Annotated in this window: 21 protein-coding genes; 2 read left to right on the top strand and 19 right to left on the bottom strand. The window is 69.0% G+C overall.

The window, feature by feature from the left end:
* Positions 1–73 precede the first annotated feature (73 nt).
* Positions 74–973, bottom strand: a complete 900-nt coding sequence (locus CFB82_RS24850) for an AraC family transcriptional regulator (protein WP_089485690.1) — start codon at positions 971–973, stop codon at positions 74–76.
* Between the two features lie 166 nt (positions 974–1,139).
* Here CFB82_RS24850 and CFB82_RS24845 point away from each other — a divergent pair, with 166 nt between their 5' ends.
* The gene (locus tag CFB82_RS24845; protein WP_089485689.1) at positions 1,140–1,919 is read left to right on the top strand and encodes an SDR family NAD(P)-dependent oxidoreductase; all 780 of its coding nucleotides are present in this window, start codon (positions 1,140–1,142) and stop codon (positions 1,917–1,919) included.
* Positions 1,920–2,033: 114 nt separating this feature from the next.
* Positions 2,034–2,831, top strand: a complete 798-nt coding sequence (locus CFB82_RS24840) for an alpha/beta fold hydrolase (protein ID WP_089485688.1) — start codon at positions 2,034–2,036, stop codon at positions 2,829–2,831.
* Between the two features lie 176 nt (positions 2,832–3,007).
* Here CFB82_RS24840 and infA read toward each other — a convergent pair whose 3' ends face one another.
* From infA to CFB82_RS24745, 18 genes are all read right to left on the bottom strand, one after another.
* Complete coding sequence (gene infA, locus CFB82_RS24835; protein ID WP_006483034.1) at positions 3,008–3,271, bottom strand: translation initiation factor IF-1; 264 nt, start codon at positions 3,269–3,271, stop codon at positions 3,008–3,010.
* 469 nt (positions 3,272–3,740) lie between these two features.
* Positions 3,741–3,944, bottom strand: a complete 204-nt coding sequence (locus CFB82_RS24825) for a cold-shock protein (protein WP_006483056.1) — start codon at positions 3,942–3,944, stop codon at positions 3,741–3,743.
* A gap of 288 nt (positions 3,945–4,232) precedes the next feature.
* The gene (locus tag CFB82_RS24820) at positions 4,233–5,312 is read right to left on the bottom strand and encodes a Rieske 2Fe-2S domain-containing protein (protein WP_089485687.1); all 1,080 of its coding nucleotides are present in this window, start codon (positions 5,310–5,312) and stop codon (positions 4,233–4,235) included.
* A gap of 68 nt (positions 5,313–5,380) precedes the next feature.
* On the bottom strand, positions 5,381–7,840 hold the full coding sequence (locus CFB82_RS24815) for an efflux RND transporter permease subunit (protein ID WP_089485686.1): 2,460 nt from the start codon (positions 7,838–7,840) through the stop codon (positions 5,381–5,383).
* A 55-nt stretch (positions 7,841–7,895) separates the two neighbouring features.
* Positions 7,896–8,867 carry a WD40/YVTN/BNR-like repeat-containing protein gene (locus CFB82_RS24810; RefSeq protein WP_089485685.1) on the bottom strand — a complete coding sequence of 324 codons (972 nt, stop codon included), beginning with the start codon at positions 8,865–8,867 and terminating at the stop codon, positions 7,896–7,898.
* A gap of 150 nt (positions 8,868–9,017) precedes the next feature.
* Positions 9,018–10,223 (bottom strand): acetyl-CoA C-acyltransferase, encoded by a 1,206-nt coding sequence (locus tag CFB82_RS24805; protein WP_089485684.1) that lies wholly within the window; start codon positions 10,221–10,223, stop codon positions 9,018–9,020.
* A gap of 17 nt (positions 10,224–10,240) precedes the next feature.
* Positions 10,241–10,726 carry a MaoC family dehydratase gene (locus tag CFB82_RS24800; RefSeq protein WP_089485683.1) on the bottom strand — a complete coding sequence of 162 codons (486 nt, stop codon included), beginning with the start codon at positions 10,724–10,726 and terminating at the stop codon, positions 10,241–10,243.
* On the bottom strand, positions 10,726–11,526 hold the full coding sequence (locus CFB82_RS24795; protein ID WP_089485682.1) for an SDR family oxidoreductase: 801 nt from the start codon (positions 11,524–11,526) through the stop codon (positions 10,726–10,728). The genes CFB82_RS24800 and CFB82_RS24795 overlap by 1 nt, the downstream gene beginning before the upstream one ends.
* Positions 11,523–12,725 (bottom strand): acyl-CoA dehydrogenase family protein, encoded by a 1,203-nt coding sequence (locus CFB82_RS24790; RefSeq protein WP_089485681.1) that lies wholly within the window; start codon positions 12,723–12,725, stop codon positions 11,523–11,525. The genes CFB82_RS24795 and CFB82_RS24790 overlap by 4 nt, the downstream gene beginning before the upstream one ends.
* A complete protein-coding gene (locus tag CFB82_RS24785; RefSeq protein ID WP_089485680.1) occupies positions 12,722–13,960 on the bottom strand; it encodes an acyl-CoA dehydrogenase family protein in 1,239 nt (412 codons plus the stop codon). The genes CFB82_RS24790 and CFB82_RS24785 overlap by 4 nt, the downstream gene beginning before the upstream one ends.
* A 3-nt stretch (positions 13,961–13,963) precedes the next feature.
* The gene (locus CFB82_RS24780) at positions 13,964–14,842 is read right to left on the bottom strand and encodes an SDR family oxidoreductase (protein ID WP_089485679.1); all 879 of its coding nucleotides are present in this window, start codon (positions 14,840–14,842) and stop codon (positions 13,964–13,966) included.
* Between the two features lie 33 nt (positions 14,843–14,875).
* Positions 14,876–16,027, bottom strand: a complete 1,152-nt coding sequence (locus CFB82_RS24775) for an acetyl-CoA C-acetyltransferase (protein WP_089485678.1) — start codon at positions 16,025–16,027, stop codon at positions 14,876–14,878.
* Positions 16,027–17,094 carry an acyl-CoA dehydrogenase family protein gene (locus CFB82_RS24770; protein ID WP_089485677.1) on the bottom strand — a complete coding sequence of 356 codons (1,068 nt, stop codon included), beginning with the start codon at positions 17,092–17,094 and terminating at the stop codon, positions 16,027–16,029. The genes CFB82_RS24775 and CFB82_RS24770 overlap by 1 nt, the downstream gene beginning before the upstream one ends.
* Before the next feature lie 35 nt (positions 17,095–17,129).
* On the bottom strand, positions 17,130–18,299 hold the full coding sequence (locus tag CFB82_RS24765; protein WP_021159434.1) for an acyl-CoA dehydrogenase family protein: 1,170 nt from the start codon (positions 18,297–18,299) through the stop codon (positions 17,130–17,132).
* Positions 18,296–19,105 carry an enoyl-CoA hydratase family protein gene (locus CFB82_RS24760; RefSeq protein WP_089485676.1) on the bottom strand — a complete coding sequence of 270 codons (810 nt, stop codon included), beginning with the start codon at positions 19,103–19,105 and terminating at the stop codon, positions 18,296–18,298. The genes CFB82_RS24765 and CFB82_RS24760 overlap by 4 nt, the downstream gene beginning before the upstream one ends.
* A gap of 24 nt (positions 19,106–19,129) precedes the next feature.
* Complete coding sequence (locus tag CFB82_RS24755; protein WP_089485675.1) at positions 19,130–20,218, bottom strand: NAD(P)H-dependent flavin oxidoreductase; 1,089 nt, start codon at positions 20,216–20,218, stop codon at positions 19,130–19,132.
* A complete protein-coding gene (locus tag CFB82_RS24750) occupies positions 20,215–21,141 on the bottom strand; it encodes an enoyl-CoA hydratase (RefSeq protein ID WP_089485674.1) in 927 nt (308 codons plus the stop codon). Before CFB82_RS24750 ends, CFB82_RS24755 begins: the two co-directional genes overlap by 4 nt.
* Before the next feature lie 8 nt (positions 21,142–21,149).
* Positions 21,150–21,947 carry a CoA-transferase subunit beta gene (locus CFB82_RS24745; protein ID WP_089485673.1) on the bottom strand — a complete coding sequence of 266 codons (798 nt, stop codon included), beginning with the start codon at positions 21,945–21,947 and terminating at the stop codon, positions 21,150–21,152.

Genomic DNA, 21,947 nt, shown 5'->3' with positions numbered 1-21,947 from the left:
AGTTGCCGACGAGTGTACGACCGCCCCGGCCCGCGCGTAAAGCCGCACGCGAACCGTGTTGAGGCGTGCGCGTTCAACTGTCTGCGGAGGCGGTTTTCAGCGTGACGACATCGCGCCGCGGCGGCGCACCGAACATCCGCGCGTATTCGCGGCTGAACTGCGACGCGCTTTCGTAGCCGACGCGATACGCGGCCGTTTCCGCGTTCGCCGCGCCCGTCACCATCAGGTGCCGCGCTTCCAGCAAACGCAACTGCTTCTGGTACTGCAGCGGCGTCATCGACGTGAGCGCCTTGAATTGCCGGTGAAACGCCGACGGGCTCATCTGCGCGACGGCGGCGAGATCCTCGACGCGGATCGCCTCGGCAAACTGGTCGCGCAGCGCATGGATCGCCGCGACGACGCGCTGCGCATGGCCGTTGGCGAACACGACGCGCGACACTTCGCCGCCGTGCGGACCGGCGAGCAGCCAGTAGCAGATCTCCCGCTTCACGAGCGGCGCGACGACCGGAATCGCGGCCGGCGTATCGAGCAGCCGCATCATCCGCAGCACACAATTGGCGAGCGGCCCGCCGAAATCGGTCACGCACACACCGTGGCCGATCGCGCCAGGTGGTTGCGGCGGCGGCGTGTCGAGTCGTTCGAGTACTTCGCGCATCATCGCGAGATCGAATTCGAGCACCAGGCCGAGGAACGGTTCGGTCTCGCTCGCCTTGACGATCCGGCTCGTCGCCGGCATCTCGACGCTGACGACCAGCGCGCGGCCAGGCCCGTAGTCGTAGCGCCGCCCGCCGAACGTCGTCCACTTCGCGCCCTGCACGACGACGCACAGCGCCGGTTTCATGATCAGCGGCGCGGGCAGCTTCTCGCGGTTGGAGCGCAGCAGGATCAGCCCGTCGATCGCCGTCGCGAACGGGCTCTCTTCGCCCGGCGCATCCGTCAGGCGCGCGACACGTTCGACCAGTTCGTCCGACATGCAGCCCCCTCCGTATCCCGATGTCCGGATGGTACACGCGGTGCCACGCTTCCCGGGGCGGTCGGGCAGGATCAGGCAAGAACGCGGCCGGTTCCGGCATTCAGCCGCGGCGGCCGCCACCGTACGCTGGGCGCTGTTCGTCACCGACTTCGATCAGGAGCCCAACATGACCGCAGCACAATCCACGCCTTCCACCCCGAAAATCGCCGTCGTCACCGGCGGCAGCCGCGGGCTTGGCCGCAATACGGTGCTTCATCTCGCGCAACGCGGTGTGCGCTCGATCTTCACGTATCGCGCGAACCGCGCGGAAGCCGACCAGGTCGTCGCGCTGGCCGCCGACGCCGGACAAGCGGCGATCGCGCTGCCGCTCGATACGGGCGACAGCGCGACGTTCGCCCGCTTTGCCGACCAACTCCGCGAAGCGCTGGCCAGTTGGGGCGCCGACCGGTTCGATTTCCTCGTCAACAATGCAGGCACGTCGCATCACGCGCCGATCGCCGAGACGACCGAAGCCGATCTCGACGCGCTCTATCGCGTGCACTTCAAGGGCGTGTTCCTCCTCACGCAGGCGCTGTTGCCGCTGATCCGCGACGGCGGCCGCATCGTGAACGTGTCGTCGGGCCTCACGCGCGTCGCCGTGCCGGGCAGCGCGGCGTACGGGTCGATGAAGGGGGCGGTCGAGGTGCTGACGCGCTATCTGGCCCAGGAGCTCGGCCCGCGCCGCATCGCGGTGAACGTCGTCGCGCCGGGCGCGGTGGCGACCGACTTCAGCGGCGGGATGGTGCGCGACAACCCCGAGGTCAACCGACGCGTCGCGGAATGGACGGCGCTCGGCCGCGTGGGCCAGCCCGACGACATCGGGCCGATGATTGCGTCGCTGCTGTCGGACGACAATCGCTGGGTCAATGCGCAGCGCATCGAGGTGTCGGGCGGGATGGCGCTCTGAGCGTTGACTTTCGCCGATCGGCCCGATACGATCGATCCACTTTCAAGACGCCCTCCCGGTCCGCCGGGAGGGCGTTTCGTTTTGGTTCCGCCAACCAAAAGGAAACCCCTTGAAATGAACCGTATCGACACCCTCGCCTCCGGCCCGACCAGCGGCCTCGGCTACCTGCGGCACGGCACCGGCCCCGAATGCGTGATGGTCCTGCACGACTGGCTCGGCGACCACACGAACTACGCGGCGCTGCTGCCGCATCTCGACGAAGCGGCGTTCACGTACGTGTTCGTCGACCTGCGCGGCTACGGCGAATCGATCCACCTGACCGGCGCCTGCACTGTCGACGAAATCTCGGCCGATTGCCTGGCGCTCGCGGATCGTCTCGGCTGGCCGCGCTTTCACGTGATCGGCCATTCGATGACCGGCATGGCGACGCAGCGCCTCGCCGCCGACGCGCCATCGCGCATCAGGAGCGCGATCGCCGTGTGCCCGGTGTCGGCAGCCGGCAATCGCCTGAACGACGACGCGCGCGCGTTCTTCGCGAGCACGACCGTCAACGACGATGCGTTTCGCCGGCTCGTGCGATTCGTGACGGGGGGATTGTCGGCGCGCTGGGCCGACGTGAAGCTGCGGCAGAACCGCGCGCGGGTGGCGCCGGATTGCCGGCTCGCGTATCTCGACATGCTGACCGGCACGGATTTCGTCGACGACATCCGCGGGCTCGACACACGCTTCCTGGTGATCGTCGGCGACAAGGATCCGGGGCTCGACGCAGCGGCGATGCAGGCGACGTTCCTGGCGTGGCATCCGAACGCGCGGCTCGTGACGATACCGAATTGCGGGCATTACCCGATGCAGGAATGTCCGCCGTATTTCGCGATGATCGTCGAGGATTTCCTGCGGAACGCGGCCGCCTGAGCGTTGCGCACGCGCGGCGGCCGGTGAAGGCGGTATTGGCCGCCACGGCATGACGATGCCGCCGGCGACCGGTGAACGGCACGCGATGTGTCGTCCACCCGGTTCGTCCGGCCTCGTCGGCCGGACGGGATTCGATCGGCAAGGCGGTGCGGCATGCCCGCGCCGATCGTTGCCGCTTAACGGCGCGGCTGGCCGCTGCGCGGCGGACGCGGCGAATTCGCGTCCTTGTGACGGAAGTTGATGCGGCCCTTGGTGAGGTCATAGACCGACAGTTCCAGCGTCACGCGGTCGCCCGCGAGAATGCGGATGTGGTTCTTGCGCATGCGGCCCGACGCGTACGCGCCGACCACGACGCCGTTTTCCAGCGTGACACGGTATTTGCTGTCCGGCAGCACTTCGTCGACGATTCCGTCCAGTTCCAGCAGTTCTTCTTTTGCCAAACCAATTCCTCCAGACAAGGTAATTGACCGCGGCCGCGGCGATCTGCCCGGCGCCGTGCCCACAACGGGACGGCGGCCGGCAGGCTTGCCGGGGATCGGTTCGTTCAGACGGGCCAGAGGCCTGTCTTGCGATCGGAGCCCGGCGCGTTGCGGCGTTCAGGCGGTCGGTGGCGGCGGCGCATGGAGCGCCGCGCAAGTCGGGACCGCGCCTGCTACGGCATGGCGGCGGTCTGCTCAGGTTGATGCGTTGAAGCGGTGATGCGCTCGCGAAGCGACCGGCGCTTCACGAAGGCGTTGCGTCGCACGCGGGTCACGCATGCGATGAGGGAGGCGTCACGACCGATGCATCGTGAATGTCGCGATGCATCGGTCGTGCGCATCGGAATCGCGCCGGCTGCCGCCAAGGCGGCGCCCTGCGCGCAAATCCATCCGGCAGCGGCCACCGTGTGGCGGCCGTTGCCGATGCGGCTTACTGCGGCGTGATGTTCGACGCTTGCAGACCCTTCGGGCCGCGCTTCACTTCGAAGCTGACCTTCTGGCCTTCGGCCAGGGTCTTGAAGCCCGTGCCGCGAATTTCCGAGAAATGGGCGAACAGATCGTCGCCGCCGTTGTCCGGGGAAATGAAACCAAAGCCCTTGGTTTCGTTGAACCACTTGACGGTACCGGTATCCACAAATACTTCCTTAATACAAATGACGAATAATTGAACATGCGCCCGCGACGGGCACATAAAGAATCAAAAGAGGGAGAGACCAACGACCGCCGCACGGAGTGCGGCCAATGATGAGCAATCGAACTTCTTGGACACTTCGGTCATGGACACTACGCGCTAGTGGCCGTTTCGTCAAGTGTTTTTGATGCGGCGCACAAGCCCCCCGCCGCGTGCGCCTTGCGCAGCGGGGGTTGCCGGCCGACGGCACGCATTTCGATGCGCCCCCTTTTTCGGCCGGCCCGCCGGTTTTTACTGCGGCTCGAACACGTGATGCAGCGCCGGCGGCGCGTCGCCTTCGCGAATCCGCATTTCGAATGCCTTACGCGCGACGCTCGTCGACCGCACGTCCGCCACGTCCAGGTAGAACTGCGAATACCAGTCGCGCATCTGGTACAGCGGCCCGTCGCCTTCGCACAGCAGCGGGTTGTCGATCCGCGTCTTGCTGTGCCAGATGTCGACGTCCTCGTAGAACGCGCGCTGCGCTTCCTTCACGTACGCGTTCGCGATCTCCATGTTCTGCGCGTCGGTCAGCCCGGCCACTTTCTTCACGATCACACCGTAACGCAGCTCGAAGCTGTTCATGTCGATCGGCACGTGGCAGTTCAGCAGCACCGAATGGATCGGCTGCCCGCCGCTCTGCCCCGTCATCTGCGTGATGTGCACGGCCGGCCCGAAATACGTCGACAGCGCGGTCAGGGCATCGCCGCCGAGCTTCTCGCTGCGGCCGACCATCAGTTGGGTCGCCTTGTGACCCTCGAACAGGTTCGCGAAATAGTCGATCGGCGCACGGTGCACGGTGGCGAAGTGCGCGACGTCCGAGATGTTGTCGACCAGTTCGCGGCAATTCGCCTGGATCACCATCTTGTCGACGACCCAGTCCGACCATTCGTCGGAGAAGCACACGTCGAGGCGCGGAATCGCGACTTCCGGCGGCGGCGCATTGCCTTCCGGGTCGTTCCACACGAACAGCAGGTTGTTTTCCTCGCAGGTCGGCCATGCGCCGATGCGCGCCTTCGGCGGGATCCGCTTGCAGTACGGGATCGATGCGCACTGCCCTTCGCCGCTCCACGCCCAGCCGTGGAACGGGCATACGAGGTGGTCGCCCTGCACCGTGCCGAGGCTCAGGTCGGCGCCCATGTGCGGGCAGTACGCGTCGACGACGTTGATCTTGCCGGTCGAATCGGCGAACGCGGCGAGCTTGCGGCCGAACGCGTTCAGCGTGTGCGGCTTGCCGTCCTTGAAATCGCGGGCGAGCCCGAGGCAGTGCCAGCCGCGCGCATAGCGCTGCGCGAGCGGCTGGGCTTCGATCTTGTAGGGGCGTGCGGACATGTGGGTTGACTCCTCTTGTGGAGAGCGCGCGGCGGCCGGCCGCGCGCGGGGGAAATGGGAGGCGCCGGTCAGCGCATCGGGTTGCCGGGTTCGAGCGCGGGCGACGGCTTCAGCGGCGCCGGGGCCGCCGGCGGCGGCTGCCGGTGCAGCGCGCGACGCTCGGCCCGCTCGACGCCGAGCCATGCGGCGAGTGCGGGTAGCAGGAACACCGCGCCGAACAGGTTCACGAGGAACATGAACGCGAGCAGCACGCCCATGTCGACCTGGAACTTCAGCGCGGAGAACGCCCACGTGCCGACGCCGATGAACATCGTGACGGCCGTGAACAGCGCCGCCGTGCCGCGCTGGCGCATCGCGTCGGCGAATGCGTCCGGCAGCGTCGCGCCGTGGCGGATGTCGTGCTGCAGGCGCTCGTACAGGTAGATGCCGTAGTCGACGCCCACGCCCACGCCGAGCGTGATCACCGGCAGCGTCGCGACCTTCAGCCCGATGCCGAGCCGCGCCATCACCGCGTTGCACAGGATCGACACGAGCGTGAGCGGCACGATGATGCACAGCACCGCGCGCCACGAGCGGAACGTCACCGCGCAGAGCAAAGCGATCGCGCCGAAGATCGACAGCAGCATCGCGATCTCCGCGTCGCCGACGGCCTCGTTGGTCGCGGCCATCACGCCGACGTTGCCGCCCGCGAGCCGGAACGCGACGTTCGGCGTCGGGCTCTCGGCCGCGAAGCGCTTGATCTCGTCGACGATGTGCGCGATCGTCGTGCCTTCGTGGTTCTTCGTGTAGATCAGCACCTGGATCGCCTTGCAGTTCGCGGTGTTCATCCCGTTGTCGGGGTCGAACGCGTTGGAACCCTGCGTGAGCCCGTCGCTGGAACGCGGCAGCGCGGCCCAGCGCGGGTTGCCCTCGTTGAACGCGGCGATGAACACCTTGCCCTGCGACGACACGCTCGTCACCGACTGCACGCCGGCCACGCCGCGCAGGGTCATCTCGAACTTCTCGATCGCGCTCATCACCGGGTAATGCAGGCACGCATCGTCGAAGCCGGTCGTCTCGACGATCACCGACAGCACGTCCACGCCGATGTTGTACTGGTGCGTGATCGCCGCGTTGTCGAGGTTGTAGCGCGAGTTCGCGCGCAGTTCCGGCGCGCCGGTGCCGATGTCGCCGATCTCCAGCTTGCGCGATTCGAGCGTGCCGTACGCGAGCAGCGCGAGCGCCACCGCGAACACGCCGAGCGCCGGCGCCGGCCGTGCGAACACCGCGAAGCGCGACCACATCCGGCTGCCGCCGGCCGCCGCCGTGCGCTGCGCACGCGCCAGCGTGCCGCGCTCGAGGCGCGTGTACGACAGCAGGATCGGCAGGAACACCTTGTTCGTCACGATCATCAGCAGCACGCCGAGGCACGCGGTGATGCCGAGTTCGCGCACGATGTCGATCCTGATCCGCATGATCACCATGAAGCCGAGCGCGTTGGTCAGCAGCGCCACCGTGCCCGGCACGAACAGCTTGCGGAACGCGTCGCGCGCGGCATCGACCGACGACGCACCGCGCACCAGCGCCTGCTTCCACGCGTTGGTCATCTGCACCGCGTGCGACACGCCGATCGAGAAGATCAGGAACGGCACGAGGATCGACATCGGGTCGATGCCGAGGCCGAGCAGCGGCAGCGCGCCGAGCAGCCACACGACCGGAAGCAGCGCGACGACGAGCGCGAGCACGGTGGTCTTCAATGAGCGTGTGTACGCGAACAGCAACGCGGCCGTCACGAGGAACGCGAGCGCGAAGAACGCCATCACGCCCGCGATGCCGCTCTCGACGTCGCCCACCAGCTTCGCGAAGCCGATGATGTTCACGTCGATGCCCTGCTTCGCGTACTTCGCGCGGATCTCCTCCAACTGGCGCGCGACCGCGCTGTAGTCGAGCCGCTTGCCGGTGGCCGGGTCGGTCTCACGCAGCTCCGCGCGGATCAGCGCCGACTTCAGGTCGTTGCCGACGAGGCGGCCGATCTGCCCGGAACGCGCGACGTTGCGGCGCACCTTCGCGAGATCGTCCGGATTCGCGCTCGAGAACTGGCCCGGCACCACCACGTCGCCGCGAAAGCCGGCCTCGGTCACCTCGGTGTAGTGGACGTTCGGCGTGAACAGCGAGAACACGCGCGAGCGGTTCACGCCGGGGATGAAGAACACGTCGTCGGTCGCATGGCGCAGCGCGTCCATGAACGTCTGGTTGTAGATGTCGCCGTCGCCCTTCCAGCGCAGGCTCACGAGGATCGTGTTCGCGCCGGGGAACGCGCCCGCATAGCGCTCGAACACCTGCATGTACGGGTGCTGCATCGGGATCATCTTGTTGAAGCCCGGATCGAGCTTCAGGCGCGTCGCGGACAGCCCGAGCGCGAGCGTCACCGCGACGCACAGCAGCATCAGCAGCTTGCGCCGGCGGACGATCGTGTCGGCGCAGCGCTCGACGAACGCGGCGAGGCGCGACGCGGGGACGGCTTCAGGGGGGCGTGACAGGTCGTTCATGGAATTCTCTTGTCGATGCGAAACGAACGGGAGCAGGCAGCGGAACCGCCGCGCGTCAGGACGGGGTTGACGCAGCCGCGCCGGCGAGCGGCGCGACGCCGGCCTCGCCGCCGAGCAGCAGCGCACCGTGGCCCATGTCGAGCACGGCCGCGAGGCTCTGCACGCCGCCGAGCTTGCGCACGTCGAAGGTCAGCCCGCCGTCGCGCGACGCGACGATCGCGCCGCCCTGGCCCACCAGCACGAGTTCGCCGTCGGCAAGCTGGGCCGCGCCGAAGTACGACACCGGCACGTGGCTGTCGACATGCGTCCAGGTCATGCCGCGATCGGTGCTGCGCACCACGTTGCCGCGCATCCCGTACGCGATCCAGTCCCCGTTCGCGAGCATCAGCGCGCCGAACAGCGAACCGGCATAGGGCGACGGCAGCTTGTCCCACGTCGCGCCGTTATCGGTCGAGCGCAGCAGCGTGCCGCTCTCGCCCGCGACCAGCAGGTTGCCGTGGCCGTCGCCGACGATCGCGTTCAGGTGACGGTCGCCGGCCGGGGTCTTCACGGTTTGCCAGTTCAGGCCCGCGTCGTCCGAGCGCAGCAGCTGGCCGAAGCTGCCGGCCGCGAACAGCGGGCCGTCGGCCGCGCCCCACACGGACAGCAGCGGATCGGAATGCGCGGGGTCCATGCGCACGTCGCGCCAGTGCAGGCCGGCGTCGTCGCTGCGTACGATCCGGCCGTCGTGGCCGACCGCGATGCCGAGCGTCGGCGTGATGAAGCGCACCTGCGTGAGCGTCGATGCCTGGTCGGGTGTAGTCGAGGCCGGACGCCAGTGGGCGCCCGCGTCATCGCTCAGCAGGATCACGCCGCGTTCGCCGACCGCGACGATGCGCGCGCCGGCCCGGGCGAGCCCGTTGATCTGCAGCCGGTCCGCGTGGATCGCGGTGACCGGGAACGCCGGCAGCGGGCGCGGCGAAAACGCGAACAGCGCGGCGCCGAGCACCAGCGCCGACATCGCGAGTCCGGGCAAAGTTCGTTTCATCGCTTGTCTCCTGTGTCTGCGTGCGACAACGGTTCGCGCCATCGCGCCCACCGCCGTTGCCTGCAAGTCTCCGGGCCGTCGGTCGTTGCCGCGGCCTCGAATGGTCCTGAATGACGGGCCGCCCGAGCGGCGCGGCCCGTCAGCGCGCCGCTACGCGCCGACTTCGAACAGCGCGGCGGCGCCCATCCCGCCGCCGATGCACATCGTCACGACCGCGTGCCGCACGCCGCGCCGAGCGCCTTCGAGCAGCGCGTGCATCGTCATCCGCGTACCCGACATCCCGAACGGATGGCCGAGCGCGATCGCGCCACCGTCGACGTTCAAACGGTTGTCGGGAATGCCGAGCGTGCCGCGGCAGTACAGCGCCTGGCACGCGAATGCCTCGTTCAGCTCCCACAGCCCGATGTCGCCGACGGTCATCCCGAAGCGCGCCAGCAGCTTCGGAATCGCGAACACCGGGCCGATGCCCATCTCGTCGGGCTCGCAGCCGGCCACCGCGAGGCCGCGGAATACGCCGAGCGGCGTCAGCCCGCGGCGCACCGCCTCGCTGCGCGACATCACGACCACGGCTGCCGCGCCGTCCGACAGCTGCGACGCATTGCCGGCCGTCACGAACTCGCCCTGCTCGACGACCTTGCCGCCGCTCCACGACGGCTTCAGCCCCGCGAGCCGCTCGGCCGTCGTGTCGGCGCGCACGCCTTCGTCGCGCGCGGCGTTCACGTCCTCGTAACCGGCCGGGTTGCCTTCCTTGTCGAACAGCGCGCGCCGCACGTCGAGCGGCGCGATTTCCGCGTCGAAGCGGCCGGCCGCCTGGGCGTCGGCCGTGCGCTGGTGGCTCTGCAGTGCGAATTCATCCTGTGCGGCACGCGAGATCCCGTAGCGGCGCGACACGATCTCGGCCGTTTCCATCATCGCCATGTACGCAGCCGGCTGGTGGTCGAGCACGGCTTGCGAGCGCGCGCGATATGCGTTCTTGTGCTTGTTCTGCGTGAGCGAGATCGACTCGACACCGCCCGCGACGACGATCCGTGCGTCGCCCGCAGCGATGCTGCGCGCGGCGCTCGCGATCGACATCAGGCCCGACGAGCACATGCGGTCGATCGCCATGCCGGGCACCGACGCCGGCAGCCCCGCCGCCGCGGCCGACAGGCGGCCGATGTTGTAGCCCTGCGTACCCTGCTGCGCGGCGCAGCCGATCAGCACGTCGTCGACGTCGGCCGGCGCGACGCCCGCGCGTTCGAGTGCGGTGCGCACGACGTGGCCGCCCAGCGCGGGCGCCTCGGTGTCGTTGAACATGCCGCGAAACGCCTTGCCGATCGGCGTGCGTGCAACGGATACGATGACTGCGTCTTCCATGTCTCTGCTCTCTGAATCTAGAAGTAGTAACGGCTGATCGTGTCGGCCACACAACCGGGCTTCGCTTCGCCTTCGATCTCGACGGTCACGCGAATCCATGCCTGCACGCCGCCTTCGAGCGGCTCGACGCGCAGCAGCTCGCCAACGCCGCGCACGCGCGCGCCGACCTTCACCGGCGCCGGGAAACGGATCCTGTCGCAGCCGTAGTTGACGCCGAGCCGTGCGCCGTCGATCCGCACGATCTGCGGCAGGAAGCAATTGACGAGCGACAGCGTCAGGTACCCGTGCGCGATGCACGCGCCGAACGGGCCGTCCTTCGCGCGCACCGGGTCGACGTGCACCCACTGGTGGTCGCCCGTCGCATCGGCGAAGCCGTCGATGCGGATCTGGTCGATCGCGAGCCATGCGCTCGCGCCGAGCGTGTCGCCGACGGCCGCTGCCAGTTCGCCGGGATGCGCGAACACGCGGGGCGTCGCGCGCACGGGGTCGAGGGTCGTGCTCATCATGCGTGCTGGCTGCTGACCGACAGCACTTCGCCGGTCATGTACGACGCGTAATCGCTTGCAAGGAACACCATCACGTTCGCGACCTCCCAGACTTCGGCGGCGCGCCCGAAGGCTTCGCGCGACGCCAGTTGATTCAGCAGGTCGGCCGGGGCCGACTTCTTCAGAAAATCGTGCATCGCGATGCTCGGTGCGACCGCGTTGATGCGCACGCCGTACGGCGACGCCTCGAGCGCCGCGCAGCGCGTGAGCGCCATCACGCCCGCCTTCGCGGCCGCGTAGTGCGCCTGTTCCGCCTGCGCGCGCCAGCCGAGCACCGACGCGTTGTTGACGATCGCGCCGCGGCCTCGGGCCTGCATGTGCGGCAGCATCGCGCGCGTCATCCGGAACGTCCCGGTCAGGCTAATGTCGATCACGCGCGACCATTCGGCATCGTCCATATCGACGATGCGGGTCGACCCGCCGAGCCCGGCGTTGTTGATCAGCACGTCGACGCCGTCGAGCTTGTCCTGAGCTTCGGCGACCAGTGCCTGCACGTCGGCCTCCACCGCGACGTTGCACAGACGGCCGTAGACCCGTTGCAGCCCCGTTTCGGCGCGCAGCGTCTCGACCGCCTGTTCGAGGCGCTTTTCGTGGATGTCGGAGATGAACAGCGCGCGGCAGCCTTCTTCCGCGCAGCGGCGCGCGGCCGCGAAGCCGATGCCGGCGCCGGCAGCCGCCGTGATCAGCACCGATTTGCCGGCGAGCAGCTGGTGGCCCGGCACGTAGGCCGGCGCTTTCTGGATCTGGGGTTCGGTCATGCTGTTCCTCTGGCTTCCCTGGGCATGCCGAGCCCACGCTCGGCCATGATGTTGAGCTGGATTTCGTTGGTGCCCGCGTAGATCGTGTCCGCACGGGAGAACAGGAATACGCGCTGCAGATGGGTGAGCTTTTCGTCGGCCGGATCGATCACGTTCGCGCGCGGGCCCAGTGCATCCATCGCAAGCTGGCCGAGGTCGCGATGCCAGTTCGACCAGAAATACTTGTAGATCAGCGCCTCGCGACGCAGCGGCGTGCCGGCGCCGGCATCGGTGTGGTCCGCGCCGGACAGCATCCGCAGCGCGTTGTAGCGCATCACGCGCAGCCCGGCCCACGCGCGGCCGATCCGCTGGCGCAGCACCGGGTCGCGGTCCGCGCCCGATTCGCGCGCGGCGTCGATCACCCATTCGAGTTCGCGGACGAACTGCATCTGCTGGCCGAGCGTCGACATCCCGCGCTCGAAGCCGAGCAGCGTCATCGCGATCCGCCAGCCGTCGCCGGCTGCGCCGACGAGGTCGCGGGCTTGAGCGCGCGCGCCGTCGAAGAACACTTCGTTGAATTCCGCGCCGCCGTTGAGCTGCTTGATCGGCCGGATCTCGATGCCCGGCTGGTCGAGCGGCATCAGCAGGAACGACAACCCCTTGTTGCCCTTCGACGCGGGATCGGTGCGCGCCAGCATGACGATCCAGTCGGAATCGTGCGCGAGCGACGTCCAGACCTTCTGGCCGTATACACGCCACGTGCCGTCCGCATCCTGTTCGGCCCGCGTGCGCACGTTGGCGAGATCGGAACCCGCGCCAGGCTCCGAATAGCCCTGGCACCAGAACTGCGTGCCGGCCAGGATGCCGGGCAGGAAGCGCGCACGCTGGTCGTCGGTGCCGCACGCGACGAGCGTCGGCCCGAGCAGCCCTTCGCCGATGTGCCCCATCCGCCCGGGGCCGCCCGCGCGGGCATATTCCTCGTGGAAGATCACCTGCTCGGCGACCGAGAAGCCGCGCCCACCGGCCTCGGTCGGCCAGCCGAGCCCGGTCCAGCCGCCCTTCGCCAGTTCCTGCTCCCACGCCTTGCGCAGTTCGGGCCACGCTTCCTCGTCGCCGGGGCCGCCGCGGTATTTCAGGCATGCGAAGTCATTGGTCAGGTGCGACTGCACCCAGTCGGCCACTTCATGCCGCAATTGCTGTTCGCGCGTTTCGCTGTTCATTGGAGGGCTCCTGCGCGTGCGGCCGACGGCCGGGATGCCACCGCGGCGGCGGGTGCGAACGCGTCGTCGCGATGCGATGCGCGGCCGTCGATCGCATGGGACGCGATCCATTCGAGCAGCTGCGGCGTGCTGCCGAACTGCGCACCTGACGCCTGCGCGCGCTTGAAATAGAGATGCGGGTCGTATTCCCACGTGAAGCCGACGCCGCCGTGCAGTTGGATCGCTTCCTGTGCGCAGAACGCATACGCGTCGTTCGCGGCGGATTTCGCGGCGGCGATGTCGGCGCGCAATGCGTCGCTCGGCACCGCGCTGCCGACTTCCGCGTCCCACGCATGTGACGCACCGAGCACGGCCGATCGCGCGGATTCGATCAACACCATCATCTGTGCGCAGCGGTGCTTGACCGCCTGGAACGACGCAATCGCACGGCCGAACTGCACGCGCTGGCTCGTGTAGTCGAGCGTCAGGTCGAGGCATTGCTGGGCGCCGCCGAGCTGTTCGGCGGCGAGCGCGAGTGCCGCGAACCAGGCGGTGCGTTCCAGCAATTGCGCTGCCGCCGTGCCGCATGCGAGCAGCGCGTCGCGGCTCATGCGGGCTTCGTCGAATACCACGCGCGCGATCGGCCGTGTTGCGTCGAGCGTGTCGAGCGGCGTGACTTTGAGCCCCGATGCCGCTGCGACCTCGATTGCGAACAGCCCGATCGACTGCCCTTCGTTCGCGATCCGCGCAGGCACCAGCAGCAGGTCGGCACGCGCGCCGTCGATCACCTGTTCGAGCGTGCCGGACAGCGCGTAGCCGCCCGCCGTTTCCTCCGCGACGACCGGCAGTTGCCATGCGCCGGTCGGCACGTCGAACGGCAGCGCCAGCGTCGCGCTACACGCGCCTTCTGCGATCCTTGCAAGCCCGTCTTTCGCCAGCGGCGTCTCGGCACATCCCGCGAGCGCGGTCGCCGCGAGGCACGCCGTCGAAAAATACGGCACGCACGCCACGCGCCGGCCGAGCTGTTCCATCAGTACGGTTTGCTCGATCGCACCGAGCCCCAGCCCGCCGGCCGCCTCGGGGAGCGCGAGCGCATTCCAGCCGAGTTCGCCGGACAGCGCGGCCCACAGCGCATCGTCGCGGCCGGCCGACTGCTCGAGCGCGCGGCGCACGTCGGCGGACGCGCTTCGTTCGGCGAGCACGTCGGCCGCCGCGTCGCGGATCATCGCCTGTTCGTCGGTGAGCGCCAGATCCATGGGTCAGCTCCCGTACACGCGCTGCGCGGGACGCGCATCGGCGAGCAGCTGTGCCACCGCCGGGCCGACCTCGGCCGCTTCCCAGCGCGCGCCGCGATCGACGCTCGGGCCGGTACGCCAGCCTTCCGCGACCGCGATCATCCCGCCCGCGACCTCGAACACCTGGCCCGTCACGTCAGCCGACAGCGCGCTGCCGAGCCACACGACCAGCGGCGCGACGTTGGCCGGATCGAAATAGTCGAAGCCGCCGTCCTCGGGCTTCTTCATCATGTCGGCGAACACGCCTTCGGTCATCGACGTGCGCGCGGCCGGTGCCAGCGCGTTCACGCGCACGCCGTAGCGCTGCAGCTCGGCCGCCTGCATCAGCGTGAGCGCGGCGATCCCGGCCTTCGCCGCGCCGTAGTTCGACTGGCCGATCGAGCCTTGCAACCCGGCGCCCGAACTCGTGTTGACGATCCGCGCATCGACCGGGTTGCCGGCCTTCGCCGCGTCGCGCCACACGCGCGCCAGCACGCTCGACAGGCAGAAGTGGCCGCGCAGGTGCACGCGCATCACGTCGTCCCAGTCGGTTTCGGTCATGCTCGTGAACATCTTGTCGCGGCAGATGCCCGCGTTGTTGACGAGCACGTGCACGTCGCCGAACGCTTCGCGTGCCGCGTCGACGATCCGCTGCGCGGTGTCGACCTGCGTGATGTCGTCCGCGTTCGCGAGCGCGTGGCCACCGCGTTGCGCGATCGCGTCGACGACCGCTTGCGCGGCATCGCGCCGGATGTCGTTGACGACGACCGCCGCGCCTTCGGCCGCGAACGCGAGCGCGTATTCGCGCCCGAGCCCGCCGCCCGCGCCGGTGATGATGACGGTGCGTCCGTTACAGATTCCCATGCTTGTGCCTCGTGGATCGTGAAGGTGACGCGCTCACAGGCGCTCGATGATCGTGACGTTCGCGAGACCGCCGCCTTCGCACATCGTCTGCAGCCCGTAGCGGCCGCCCGTGCGTTCCAGTTCGTGCAGCAGCGTCGTCATCAGCCGTGCGCCGGTCGCACCGAGCGGATGGCCGAGCGCGATGCCGCCGCCGTTCGGGTTGGTTTTTTCGTGCGGGAACCGCGTGTCGGCGAGCCATGCCTGCGCGACCGATGCGAACGCCTCGTTCATCTCGACGACGTCGATCTGCGACCAGTCGAGGCCGGCCTTTTTGAGCGCGGCCTTTGTCGCGGGAATCGGCGCGGTGAGCATCCACAGCGGATCGTCCCCGAGCACGCTCAGGTGATGGATGCGTGCGCGCGGCGTGAGGCCATAGCGCTTCAACGCCTCCTCCGACACGATCAGCAGCGCGGCGGCCGCATCGCAGGTCTGGCTCGCGACGGCAGCCGTCAGCGAGCCGCCCGGCGTCAGCGGTTCGAGCGTCGCCATCTTTTCCAGCGACGTGTCGGGGCGCGGCGTTTCGTCGTGCATCACGCCTTCGAGCGGCACGATTTCCCGCTTGAAATGCCCGGCCTCGATCGCCGCGACCGCGCGGCGGTGGCTTTCGAGCGCATAGCGCTCCATCGCGTCGCGCGACAGGTTCCAGTGATCGGCGATCCGCTGTGCGGCGACGAACTGCGACACCGGCGCATCGCCGAAGCGCGCGCGCCAGCCGGTGCTGCCCGAGAACGGGTCGTTGAAGCCAAGCGGCGCGGCGCAGGTCATCGCGGACGAGATCGGGATCTGCGTCATCGTCTGCACGCCGCCGGCCACCACCACGTCCTGCACGCCGCTCATCACCGCCTGCGCGGCGAAGTGCACGGCCTGCTGCGACGAGCCGCACTGGCGATCGACCGTCACACCCGGCACCTGCAGCGGCAGCCCGGCCGCGAGCCAGCAGGTGCGCGCGATGTTGCCCGCGAGCGGGCCGATCGTGTCGACGCAGCCGAACACCACGTCGTCGTATTCATCGGCGGGAATCGCGTTGCGCTCGACCAGCGTCTTCAGCACGAAGCCGCCGAGGTCCGCCGCATGCACGTGCGCGAGCCCGCCCTTGCGGCGGCCGGTCGGCGCGCGCAGCGCGTCGACGATATAGGCTTGTTTCATCAGTTCAATTCCTCGAGGTCGAAGGTCTGCGCGGGGCCGATCGGCAACGCGTCGCCGAGGATCGCGTCGGCCACGCGGGCCTTGTGGAACGCGCTGTCGCCCCAGCTGCCGGAGAGCGCCCAGATGCGTTTCATGAAGATCTGCAGGTCGAGCTCCCACGTGTAGCCGATCGCGCCGTGCACCTGCATCGAGTGGCGTGCGGCGAGCTGCGCGGCCGACGTCGCGGCGAGCTTCGCGTGCGACACGAACACCGCGCGCCGCGGGTGATCGTCGGCGATCGCCTGCGCGGCGCGCGCGACCACCGGCCGTGCGAACTCGTAGCGGATCGCGACATCGGCGAGCAGGTGCTTGAGCGCCTGGTACGAGCCGATCGCCTTGCCGAACTGCTTGCGCTGCGCGCTGTAGTCGATCGCGACGTCGAGCACGCGCTGCGTGAGGCCGAGCAGTTGCGCGGCCACCGCGAACGCGCCGTGGTCGAGCGCGCGGTTCAGCAGCGGCGCGGCCTCGTCGGCGCTCGCGATGCGGGTGGCCGCCGACGGCTCCCAGTCGAGCGTGAACAGCCGCCGCGACGGGTCGACGCTGTCGACCGCACGCCACGCGCACTGCACAGGATCGACGCGGTGCAGCTCGCCGCGGTGCTCGCACAGCAGCGTCTGCGCGACGTGCACGTCGGCCGCATACGGGTTCACCGGATGCACGAGCGCGACGCGCGCACGCCCTTCGGCGATGTCGTGCAGCAGCGCGTCGCGCCAGTCGCTCGCCGGCAGCCGCGCCAGCACGCCGGCCGACACGAGCGCCGTGTCGAGCAACGGTTCGGGGCTGCCGAAATAGCCGTAGGCCTGCGCGAGCAGCGCCCATTCCGCTTCGGTCAGTCCGAGGCCGCCGTGCGCCTCGGGCACCGACACGGCGGTCAGCCCCTGCGACGCGAACAGCGCCCACAGGTCGTCCGAACGCCCGGTCGGCGTGGCCCACAGCTCGCGGATCAGCTCGGGCGTCATCTCGGTCATCAGCAGGCGCTTCACGCTGTCCGCGAGCGCTTCCTGGTCTTCATCGAATACGAAATCCATACGATGTCCGTTCTGTAAGAGTGGCGCCGGCACGCTTACGCGCGCGGCATGCCGAGCATCCGTTCGGCGACGATGTTGCGCTGGATCTCGTTGGTGCCCGCGTAGATCGTGCCGGCCTGCGCGAACAGGAAGCCGTCGAGCCAGTGGCCGAGCGTCGCGTGCTGCGCGGCCGTCTGCGGGACGACCTCGCCGTGCGCGCCGAGGATGTCGAGCGCGGTCTGGTGCATGCGCAAATCGAGTTCCGACCAGAACACCTTGTTGGTGCTCGACTCCGCGCCGATGTGGCCGCCCTTCAGTAGCCGGCTCGCGGTCGCGTAGGTCGACAGCGCATAGGCCTGCGCATCCATCCACGCCTGCACCACGCGCTCGCGCAGCGTCGGATCGCGGTCGGCGCTGTCACGGTGCGCGAGATACAGGTCGCGCAGCGCCTGTGCCGTGCGCTGGAACCGTGCCGGCGAACGCAGCATCAGCCCGCGCTCGAAGCCGGCCGTCGCCATCGCGACCTGCCATCCCGCGCCTTCGGCTGCCAGCCGGTTCTCGACCGGCACACGTACGTCGTCGAAGAAGATTTCCGCGAAGCCGGTCTGCCCGTTCAGCTGGCGGATCGGTCGCACCGTGATGCCCGGCGCGGACAGCGGCACCATCAGGAACGTGAGCCCGTGGTGGCGCGACGATTCGGGATCGCTGCGGAAGAGGCCAAACAGCCAGTCGGCCCATACCGCGCGCGTCGACCAGATCTTCTGGCCGTTCAGCACGTATTCGTCGCCGATGCGGGCGGCCGTCGTGCGGATCGCGGCCATGTCGGAGCCCGCGTTCGGCTCCGACCAGCCCTGCGCCCACACGTGCTCGCCGGCCGCCATCGCGGGCAGGAAACGCGCCTTCTGCTCCGCCGTGCCGAAATCCATCAGCGTCGGGCCGAGCAGGAAGATGCCGTTCTGGTTCACGCGCATCGGCGCGTCGGCACGCCAGTACTCTTCCTCGAAGATCAGCCACTCGATCAGGTCGCAGCCGCGCCCGCCGAGTTCGCGCGGCCACGTGACCATGCTCCAGCGGCCCGAGTGCAGCGTGCGCTCCCATTCGCGGTGCGCGGCGAAGCCTTCCTCGGTGTCGAAGCTCGGCAGCCGCTCGCGCGGCACGTGCGCGGCGAGCCATTCGCGGATCTCCGCGCGGAACGCCTGCTGCTGCGGCGTATAGGTCAGGTTCATGCGCGTGCCTCCTCGGCGGTTGCCTGCGCGTCGAAACGCGCATCGCGCTTCTCGACGAACGCGGCGCGCGCTTCCGTCGAGTCGTTCGTCATGTACGCCTGCAGCGTGAAGCCCTGCTCCCAGCGGTACTTGCCCTCGAGATCGCCATCCTCGACGCCGTTCAGCGCCTCCTTCGCGAGCCGCACCATCGCCGGGCTCTTCTCCGCGATCTTGCGGGCGATCGCGAGCGCCGCGTCGCGCAGCGTGTCGCGCGTCACGACCTGCTCGACCGCGCCGAGCCGGTACGCTTCGGCCGCGTCGATCATGTCGCCGGTGAAATACATCATGCGCACCTTCTGCACGCCGAACAGCCGCTGCAGATGCGCGCCGCCGCCCATCGCGCCGCGGTCGATCTCGGGCACGCCGAAGCGCGCGCAATCGGCCGCGACGACGATGTCCGCCGCGCCGCAGATGCCGATCCCGCCGCCGAGCACGAAGCCGTGCACGGCCGCGATCACCGGCTTCGGGTTGCGGTGCACCGCACGGAACGTCTCGTAGTTGCCCGCGTTGACCGCCACGATCCGCTCCGGATGCGCGGCCAGTTCCTTGATGTCGACGCCCGCGCAGAAGCCGCGCCCTTCGCCGCGCACGACGATCACACGCACGTCGTCGTCTTCGCCGAGCGCATCGAGCGCACGCGAGAGCGCATGCCAGCCCCGCGCGTCGAGCGCGTTCACGGGCGGATGGGCGATCACCAGTTCGGCAATGCCGTCGGCGCGATCGATCCGGAACGGCGTCGCGCCGGCCGGTTGGTTGGATGCTGTCATCTCCAAAGCCTCCCTGTTATGTTTTCATGCGGCCTGTGCGGCCGGCGCAGCGCGCAGCGCGGCCAGTGCGTCGAGCCGCTCGCCGGCTTCCGCGACGATCCGTGCGATCAACGCGTCGCATGATTCGATCGCGCCGATCATCGCGGCCGCCTGGCCGCTCGGCAGCACGCCTTCATCCGGGCGGCCCTCGACGATCGCGCGCTGGATCAGGAACGGCGCGTTCGCGGCCATCAGCGTCTGGCTCGCGGTGTAGTCCTGCGAGCGCAGCGCCTTGAGCGCGAGGCCGAGCATGTCGCCCGTGCTCAGCCCGTTCTGGCGCCGCCACGCTTCGGCGGTCTTCAGTGCGAACCACGTGCGGCGCAGCGGACCGAAGCGTTCGAGCTTCAGCAGATACGGGTTGTCGATCATTCGTTGCGGCAGCCCGTCGAGCGCGTCCGATACGCGGATGCGCGCCGGGTCGCCGACCGCGACGTAGCGATCGAGCGTCTCGCGCGGCACCGGCGATTCGGCGCTCATCAGGAAGCGCGTGCCCATCGCGATGCCGGCCGCGCCATACGCGAGCGCGGCAGCCAGCCCGCGCCCGTCGAAGAAGCCGCCGGCCGCGATCACCGGCACGCGCACCGCGTCGAGCACCTTCGGCAACAACAGCGTGGTCGGCACCGAGCCCGTGTGGCCGCCGCCTTCCGCGCCCTGCACCGTCACGATGTCCGCGCCGAGTTGGACCGCTTTCGCCGCATGCTTCGGCGCGCCGACGGTCGGCATGCAGACGATGCCGGCATCCTTGAAGCGGCGGATCGTCTTCGCATCGGGCCCGCGGCCGTAGCTCACCGCGCGCAACCGGTGCTCGATCGCCAGTTCGACGACCTGCTGCGCGTTCTTCTGGAACATGTGGAAGTTGATGCCGAACGGCTGGTCCGTCAGCGACTTCACTTTCAGGATCTCGGCCTCGACCTGCTCGGGTTCGAGCGTCGCACCGGCCAGGAAGCCGAAGCCGCCGGCATTGCTGGTGGCCGCGACGAGCCGCGCATCGGCCACCCAGCCCATCGCGGTCTGCACGATCGGGTAACGGCAGCCGAGCAGGTCGCACAAGGGCGTATGCAGCGTCGTACTCATGCGGCGGCTCCGTTGACGGCAACCGGTGCCGGTGCCTGCGCGTCGCTGCGGTCCGCGCCGTTCGGCTGGCGCTGCGAGCTGGCCATGCTGCGCGCGTCGTAGCCGCCGAGGCGGTCGCCGCTCACCAGCTCGTTGTGCGCATGCGCGAAGTGATGCCACGCGAACGCCGCATCCATCGCCGCGCGCTTGCCCTGCAGCTCCTCGACGTGGTTCAGCGCCTGCTTGGTCAGCGTGAGCCCGAGGCGCGGCATCGTCGCGATCTTCGCGGCGATCGCATAGGTCGCATCGCGCAGCCGCTCGCGCGGCACCACACGGTTGACCATTCCCATCTGGTACGCGCGCTCGGCCGGCATCCGCTCGCCGAGGAACAGGAATTCCTTCGCGATGCGCGGGTTCAGCTCGTACGCATGCGCGAAGTATTCGACGCCCGGAATCCCCATCCGCACGACCGGATCGGCGAAGAACGCATCCTCGGACGCGACGATCAGGTCGCACACCCACGCGAGCATCAGCCCGCCCGCGATGCACGCGCCCTGCACCATCGCGATCGTCGGCTTCGGCAGGTCGCGCCAGCGCCGGCACATCCCGAGGTACACCTCCTGCTCGCGCGCATAGAGGAATTCGCCGCCTTCCTTGTCGACGTGGTCGTACCACAACGATGCGCGGTCGAACGACTCGTGGATGTCGCGGCCCGGCGTGCCGATATCGTGCCCTGCCGAGAAATGCTTGCCGGCGCCCGCGAGCACGATCACCTTCACCGCGTCGTCGTGCGCCGCGCGCCGGAACGCCGCGTCGAGCGCATACGTCATCTTCGAGTTCTGCGCGTTGTGATACTCCGGGCGGTTCATCGTGATCGTCGCGATGCCATCCTCGACCGCGTAGTCGACGACACCGTCGCCGAAGGTCACCTGGGTCGCTTCCATGTCGGACCTCATCCCCGGCGCGGCGCCGGATTGTTGCGCACGATCGTCGCGCGCAGGTTGTGCGGATCGAGCGCGCGCATGATGCGCAGGTCTTCCGCGTTCGGAGCGGCCGTCGTGCCGAGGTCGGGTGCGGCGACCAGCGGGAAGCCCGTCGCGTCCTGCACCTCGTCGAAGCTCACGCCCGGATGCAGCGAACGCACGCAGATCGCGTGGTCGGACCCGCCGAAATCCATCACGCACAGGTCGGTGACGATGCTGCGCAGGTCGACAAAGGTTTTCATGCCAGGCAGCCGGCGCGCCGGGTTGTATCCGACCGTGCACACCATGTCGACTTCGCTCTCGACGAACGTGCGCTTGCCGTGGCCGCTGACGAAAAACGAATTCGCATGGTTCGTCGAGTTGCCGGGGAAGCCGCGTGCGCCGAGCAGTTGCGTCTTCGGCCGCGCGTAGTCGTCGCCGAGCCACGAGATGTTGGCCTGGCCGAAGCGGTCGATCTGCGTCGGCATCACGAGCGCATGGCGGCGGCCGTGCCACAGGCAGTCGAACACACGCTCGTAGGTCATCCAGCCGCTCGCCTTCACACGATAGCCGTCGGGGCGGGGCCCAAGCGGCACCGGCTCCTCGACGAGATACGCTTCGCCATCGGTCAGCATCAGCCCGTTGTTGTACGCGAGCCGCGCGAGGCCGGCCGCGAGCCGCGGGCCCGTGCCGATGCCGGTTGCCAGCACTTCGCCGTCGTCGCGCCAGAGTCGCGCGGACGCGACGATCATCAGTTCCGCGAGGGAATGGTCGAGAGATTCGCTCAC

The organism is Burkholderia sp. HI2714, from assembly GCF_002223085.1.
Taxonomy (GTDB): Bacteria; Pseudomonadota; Gammaproteobacteria; order Burkholderiales; family Burkholderiaceae; genus Burkholderia; species Burkholderia lata_D.
This window is presented reverse-complemented; position numbering and strand designations above follow the sequence as displayed.

Bases quoted from the DNA above. Each gene is read 5' to 3' on its own strand.
- CFB82_RS24850 (WP_089485690.1), bottom strand. From the start codon at position 973: ATGTCGGACGAACTGGTCGAACGTGTCGCGCGCCTGACGGATGCGCCG.
- CFB82_RS24845 (WP_089485689.1), top strand. From the start codon at position 1,140: ATGACCGCAGCACAATCCACGCCTTCCACCCCGAAAATCGCCGTCGTC.
- CFB82_RS24840 (WP_089485688.1), top strand. From the start codon at position 2,034: ATGAACCGTATCGACACCCTCGCCTCCGGCCCGACCAGCGGCCTCGGC.
- CFB82_RS24820 (WP_089485687.1), bottom strand. From the start codon at position 5,312: ATGTCCGCACGCCCCTACAAGATCGAAGCCCAGCCGCTCGCGCAGCGC.
- CFB82_RS24815 (WP_089485686.1), bottom strand. From the start codon at position 7,840: ATGAACGACCTGTCACGCCCCCCTGAAGCCGTCCCCGCGTCGCGCCTC.
- CFB82_RS24810 (WP_089485685.1), bottom strand. From the start codon at position 8,867: ATGAAACGAACTTTGCCCGGACTCGCGATGTCGGCGCTGGTGCTCGGC.
- CFB82_RS24805 (WP_089485684.1), bottom strand. From the start codon at position 10,223: ATGGAAGACGCAGTCATCGTATCCGTTGCACGCACGCCGATCGGCAAG.
- CFB82_RS24800 (WP_089485683.1), bottom strand. From the start codon at position 10,726: ATGAGCACGACCCTCGACCCCGTGCGCGCGACGCCCCGCGTGTTCGCG.
- CFB82_RS24795 (WP_089485682.1), bottom strand. From the start codon at position 11,526: ATGACCGAACCCCAGATCCAGAAAGCGCCGGCCTACGTGCCGGGCCAC.
- CFB82_RS24790 (WP_089485681.1), bottom strand. From the start codon at position 12,725: ATGAACAGCGAAACGCGCGAACAGCAATTGCGGCATGAAGTGGCCGAC.
- CFB82_RS24785 (WP_089485680.1), bottom strand. From the start codon at position 13,960: ATGGATCTGGCGCTCACCGACGAACAGGCGATGATCCGCGACGCGGCG.
- CFB82_RS24780 (WP_089485679.1), bottom strand. From the start codon at position 14,842: ATGGGAATCTGTAACGGACGCACCGTCATCATCACCGGCGCGGGCGGC.
- CFB82_RS24775 (WP_089485678.1), bottom strand. From the start codon at position 16,027: ATGAAACAAGCCTATATCGTCGACGCGCTGCGCGCGCCGACCGGCCGC.
- CFB82_RS24770 (WP_089485677.1), bottom strand. From the start codon at position 17,094: ATGGATTTCGTATTCGATGAAGACCAGGAAGCGCTCGCGGACAGCGTG.
- CFB82_RS24765 (WP_021159434.1), bottom strand. From the start codon at position 18,299: ATGAACCTGACCTATACGCCGCAGCAGCAGGCGTTCCGCGCGGAGATC.
- CFB82_RS24760 (WP_089485676.1), bottom strand. From the start codon at position 19,105: ATGACAGCATCCAACCAACCGGCCGGCGCGACGCCGTTCCGGATCGAT.
- CFB82_RS24755 (WP_089485675.1), bottom strand. From the start codon at position 20,218: ATGAGTACGACGCTGCATACGCCCTTGTGCGACCTGCTCGGCTGCCGT.
- CFB82_RS24750 (WP_089485674.1), bottom strand. From the start codon at position 21,141: ATGGAAGCGACCCAGGTGACCTTCGGCGACGGTGTCGTCGACTACGCG.